Annotated in this window: 5 protein-coding genes; 1 reads left to right on the top strand and 4 read right to left on the bottom strand. The window is 45.6% G+C overall.

The annotated features are described in order from the left end of the window. On the top strand, positions 1 to 340 hold a 340-nt coding region (locus ABYT30_RS15850), incomplete at its 5' end, for a hypothetical protein (RefSeq protein ID WP_373097459.1). Positions 341 to 631: 291 nt separating this feature from the next. On the opposite strand, the gene ABYT30_RS15845 is transcribed toward ABYT30_RS15850, so the two are convergent. The 4 genes from ABYT30_RS15845 to mtgA all read right to left on the bottom strand — a co-directional run bounded on the left by ABYT30_RS15845 (position 632) and on the right by mtgA (position 4,310). After that, the gene (locus ABYT30_RS15845; RefSeq protein ID WP_373097458.1) at positions 632 to 1,201 is read right to left on the bottom strand and encodes a DUF6151 family protein; all 570 of its coding nucleotides are present in this window, start codon (positions 1,199 to 1,201) and stop codon (positions 632 to 634) included. 31 nt (positions 1,202 to 1,232) lie between these two features. Next, positions 1,233 to 1,637, bottom strand: coding sequence for a DUF924 family protein (locus ABYT30_RS15840; protein WP_373097457.1), 405 nt, complete (start codon positions 1,635 to 1,637; stop codon positions 1,233 to 1,235). Positions 1,638 to 1,888: 251 nt separating this feature from the next. Next, positions 1,889 to 3,295: an FG-GAP repeat domain-containing protein gene (locus ABYT30_RS15835; RefSeq protein WP_373083503.1), complete on the bottom strand. Its 1,407-nt coding sequence runs from the start codon at positions 3,293 to 3,295 to the stop codon at positions 1,889 to 1,891. A 319-nt stretch (positions 3,296 to 3,614) separates the two neighbouring features. Further along, positions 3,615 to 4,310: a monofunctional biosynthetic peptidoglycan transglycosylase gene (gene mtgA / locus ABYT30_RS15830; RefSeq protein ID WP_373097456.1), complete on the bottom strand. Its 696-nt coding sequence runs from the start codon at positions 4,308 to 4,310 to the stop codon at positions 3,615 to 3,617. Positions 4,311 to 4,637: the final 327 nt, after the last annotated feature.

Below are 4,637 nucleotides of genomic sequence, written 5' to 3'. Positions count from 1 at the left end.
TTTTTTAAACTCCGCGACCAGCAGTGACTCGGAACTTTATTTTGAGAAACTTGAGAATGCTTATTACGCGTTGAAAAGTCAGCGAGATATATTGAAAGAAAATTTATTAAGCACCGGCACGCGGGGGCTGATCAGCCTAGAACAAATGGTAAATGGAATAGATTTTATTACGGAAATTAAGCAGCTCAATGAGCAGTGGTATAAAGCAATAAAAATATTGTCACGCCTGGAAATAGACACGAGAAAAAGTAACACTGATGATGACGTTTCCACACAAGAAGATCCTGAAAAATCAGAAGAAATAGAAGGCGGACCTAGTGACATCGTGGCTGAGAAATAAGACGTTCAAGCGTGGGTAGAGACGTCCTATTGTATTTCTACACATTATGATCAGCACCCTAAAATTCTTGTATATCAAAATACAAGAACGATGCCGTCCATGTGGTTAGTATTAGGCCCGTGAATGACTCGATGCCGGTCAAATACCGCAGAGGGCCGTTTGATTCAATATCCCTGAAGCCTAAAGCGATGTCCTATTTGAATTATACAGAGTCAGTCAGTGTAGAAACTCATAAAGGACCATCACGGAAATGGCGACGACTATTTATTCTATTTAAAAACAGTATATCGCCTATAAACTGCTCCGCTCCTGGGAAGAAAGTATTCGTGGTTCTATTACCGGCATGCCAGCATCGTTGAACAGAGGCGACTGTTTATATGTACCAAAAAACCGGCCACTAAGCACGATGCGTAAAAATCGAAGTAATATGCCAGCTAAGCCTTTTTGTTTCGGCTTCGCTTCGCCGATGGCGGACTCAATATTCACTTGAGCAATGTCCTTGCCAAAATCGGCATCCATTGCCGACTGATCAAGGCATGAGTGAATCAGGCCAATAAACGATAGTTTCGGATTACCTAGGGTGTTGCCAAAGGCTGTGTTACAGCAACTCGCGTACCAGCGAAATAGCCCATTTGGGCGCAGCCGCATTACCGCTAGGTGCTCTTTGCCATGGCTGAATTTGAGTCGATGTTGGGCAATTTGCACAATCTCCGTTCCGCCGTGTCCGTCGACTACATCATCACCACCCAAAAAGTTAGCGAAGGCCTGACAATCCGCACAGTAACAAATGATTCTATTACTAATGCCGGTGTTTTGAATATAACCGCCAAGTGCGCCGCACTTACATTGAAATTTATGCATTATTTTGTCCATGATTAGCTGTGTTCCCTCGCTAAAAACCTGAACCTGGTGTTTTTAAGAAAGCCAGCCCTACTGCGATTGATGTGCGCGGTAGTAGTTGATTGCGGTGTGGATAACATCCAAATCGCTCAATGATGGCTTTATGCTTCAATTCAAACTCGAAGTTAGACTTTATCCCTAATTGAGTAAATAGACTAACGGCCTCTTCGAGAGCAGCTAGCGATTCACTGTGCATAAAGGGCATATACATAAAGCTACGCTGCTGAGGAAACAAATCAGCATCTAAATCACAGGAAATCGCAACTTGTGCTAATGCTAGGGCAAGCGAATCATAGGCAAAGGGCTTCGGTCTTACTCTAAACATATTTCTTGAGAATTGATCTAAAACGATTATTTCTGCGAGACTGCCTAGAGCGCTGCATCGCCAAGTAGACAATTCACACTGCGTCGCTTGGCGATGTACAACTTTGAATCGAGAGCGAGTTAATTGATCAATTTGTCAAACCAAAATTCAATAATATCTTGATACATTCTGACTCCTTAAAAACCGGTCAGATTTTACTTATATGAAAACTTTCCTTGCACAGAATCAGAAAAAACCTACTACCTCATATGACAATAATAGAGTGACCCGCAAAGTAAAGACATTGAGCTTGCACGATCAGAATAATCCGCTCCTTACCGAGGCTATATGCTTAGGTCTTTTGAAGTAAACGTTCCATCACCATCATTTATCCATAATCTACCGTCAACGTCTTTGGAGGAATGATTTAAAAGCAAGTCTGGGTAACCATCGCCATTTAAATCTCCGACGGAGGCACCGTGGGTATATGAACTTTTTGTGCTCAGGCTTGTTGCTGTGCGCTCAACCAAGGCACCAGTGCCATTGTTCAAAAGTAGTAGGTTTTTCTCGCCGGGAAAGGGGTGACGATCATAGCCATGATCTGCTACAAATAAGTCACTAAGTTTATCATTGTTAAAATCCGCTACTAACCATTGCCTCGCGTGCTCTAAGCCAGAGCCACTAATATCGGTAGACTGCGTAAAGGAACCATCACCATTATTTAAATAAGTGTAAATCGGTACTTCTTCTTCGTCCTGTTGGCTTATGGAATTAGAGCCAACCATGTCTAGTAAGCCATCGTTATTGATGTCTAATAAGGCGCCATCTTTAAAACGCTTGAGCGACGTTTCATCAAATGGGTCTGCAGCATTTACGGTATAAACAAGATCAAATACTAATTTTCCCGGTGTACTTTTGTTGATATAAGTCGCCATCGCACCCGCGGCATACCCTGCCGGTGCGACAAGGTCTACGTTCCCGTCATTATTTACATCGCCAATTAAAACCTCTAAGGCTATTCGATCGGAACCTCTTCCTGCCTGGGTGTTGCCATCACTTTCCCAATATAATTGTGTGCTTGAATAGCTGCGCTCAGCATCCGTGGCGACTATATTTGCCTTGGCAAAATTTGCGCTTCCATCATTTAGATAGATTCGGCCCTCATTGGCTTCCCCGCCGGGCTTTGTAAGTAAAAAATCCAAATTTCCATCTAAGTCAAAATCCCCAATGCGAGTGAATGCGGGCCACTCATTATGCAAACTGTCGGAGATATTGTTTGTTGCATCTGTAAATGTGCCATCACCAACACCAAGGTATAGGTGTATTTGCGCAGTTTCATAGGCGCTTGCGTCTCGTCCGTCTACCGTAATGGTGATTAAATCTTGGAAGCTATCTTTATTAAAGTCAGCAGAAGAAATGCTAATGGTTACGCCATTTTTTCCTAGATAGTGGTCTGGAATGGCGTTTTCCTTAAGTGTGAAATTAGCTTTGCCGTCGTTTATTAAACAAAGGTCCGAGGCAATTTCTAGTTTTTCGTTTTGAATACCAATAATAATATCTAAATCGCCATCGCCATCGACATCCACCATATGGGAGGAATTAAAGAGATCAAACAAAGGCTCGGCACTTGGGTCATCGGGAACCACTGGGGTTGGGACGGCGCTGGCTGACCCGCCACCGCCTCCACCACCGCAAGCAGTCAGCAGAATCGTTATAAAGCCAAGAAAAGCTACGTTTAAGTTAATATTCATAAGAGTCCCCTTTTCTGACCCATTTTCAGAAATAGCTTGTCGGTGCGAAAAGCAAGCTGTTAGGCATTGTGCGATTGTGTACACCCATTACGACGATCAAAAATGAAGTAGAAGTCCGGCGCGGAGGACTAACGTTAAGCACAATATTGTCAGTAAACGTTAAGCGGGGGCGAATGGCAAGGTATGGGCGGGGGCTTAGGCCAGAGTATATCGCTTATATTGAGCGGTAGATTACTAATTAAGCGTGGATTGTTAGGGTGGGTGGCATGGATATATAGCTAATAAAATCAATGGCTTGTGATCGACTATTGCTTAATGACTACTCTAGGCGCGCCAGCCATGTATGGCCGCCTAACTTACCCTGCTGAGTAAGGTTCCAATTGGCACGCTCAACTAAATGTTGCGCTGGAGTGGCGGGATTGTACCTGAGTGGGCTGGGTAGGGTGGACGCCAGCAATGCCGATTGCCAGCGAGAAAGCTGCGCAGCGGGAACGCCAAAGTGATATCGACTGGCGGCGCTAATACCAAACACTCCGTCGCCCCATTCGGCGATATTTAAATAAATTTCTAAAATGCGTTGCTTGGGCCAACACAGCTCAACCAGCCCTGTAAACCAAACTTCTAGGCCCTTACGCAGCCAGCTGCGGCCAGTCCACAGATACATATTGCGGGCGACCTGCTGACTGATAGTGCTGGCACCACGTAAACTGCCGCGGCGCTCCCGCTCGGCAAAGGCCTTTTGAATGGCTTTCAAATCAAAGCCGTAATGGTTGGGAAAGTTTTGGTCTTCAGACACCACTACAGCCAAGGCGGTATGGCGAGGTATTTGCTCCCAGCTGAGCCATTGCTTTTTGAGCTGGTAGTCGCGGTCACGTTGTTCCCAGCTACGTTCGAGCATCACCATACTGACCGGCGGATTGAGCCAACGAAATGGCAAGACCACGCCAATACTAATGAGTATCAGTATGAGCGCAGTACGCCAGAGTAATCGTGTGAATCTATTTTTTAAGGCCATCTCAGTTCCACGATGATTTGAGCTTACCCCTTTTATACAGTGAAAGATCGGGGGGAATCTAGCGAAGCCTAAGACGAATATTTTGCATATTGGTTTCATCGTCGCGTTGTTACGCTGCTAAGTGGGCTGCCGAGGCAGTATCCACAGCTACCTCGTATCTGAGCCTCCGAGCCGGTGTCCGCAAGCCACCTCGTCATACCGGCCCCCGAGCCGGTATCCATGGGTGTGGCAGTGACGTAGTTCAGTGGTCTATGGATGCCGGATCAAGTCCGGCATGACGGAGTGTGGGGTTGTACCGGCCCTCGCGCAGGTTTCCATTACCGCCCT

The sequence above is a fragment of the Zhongshania sp. genome (assembly GCF_041623545.1).
Classification (GTDB): Bacteria; Pseudomonadota; Gammaproteobacteria; order Pseudomonadales; family Spongiibacteraceae; genus Spongiibacter.
The sequence above is the reverse complement of the archived record's forward strand: the minus strand, read 5'-3'. Positions and strand labels throughout refer to the sequence as shown.

Excerpts from the sequence above, each read along its gene's own strand:
- ABYT30_RS15845 (WP_373097458.1), bottom strand. The coding sequence starts at position 1,201 with ATGCATAAATTTCAATGTAAGTGCGGCGCACTTGGCGGTTATATTCAA.
- ABYT30_RS15835 (WP_373083503.1), bottom strand. The coding sequence starts at position 3,295 with ATGAATATTAACTTAAACGTAGCTTTTCTTGGCTTTATAACGATTCTG.
- mtgA (WP_373097456.1), bottom strand. The coding sequence starts at position 4,310 with ATGGCCTTAAAAAATAGATTCACACGATTACTCTGGCGTACTGCGCTC.